The organism is Robertmurraya sp. DFI.2.37, from assembly GCF_029211245.1.
Taxonomy (GTDB): domain Bacteria; phylum Bacillota; class Bacilli; order Bacillales; family Cytobacillaceae; genus Robertmurraya; species Robertmurraya methanolica_A.
Window position 1 is genome coordinate 1 of the sequence record NZ_JARGEJ010000821.1, and the last position, 290, is coordinate 290.

At 44.1% G+C, this 290-nt stretch carries 1 protein-coding gene; it reads right to left on the reverse strand.

Annotated features, from left to right (window positions below):
- On the reverse strand, positions 1-290 hold a 290-nt coding region (locus tag PZE06_RS28780), incomplete at both ends, for a family 4 glycosyl hydrolase (RefSeq protein WP_483314103.1).

Consider the following 290-nt stretch of genomic DNA (forward strand, 5'->3'; position numbering starts at 1 on the left):
TGCTAATGTATCTGATGCAACTAGTGGATTAATCGTTAAAGCCAATACGGCTAAATGATAATCCCCAGTGACGGCCGCTTCTGCTGCAATTCGTTTGAAGGATTTAATTTGTTGAACAAGCCCCCTGACAGAGATAGGTAGATCACCCATCGCTATTGGTTTCGGTCCTTCTTTTGTAATAACTGCACTAATTTCAACTGCCGAATCATTAGGGATGCTGGCGATTGCTCCATAAGACGATGAACATGGCGGCACAAAACGCGCGCGAAGCAATATCAGTGAAAATCGAC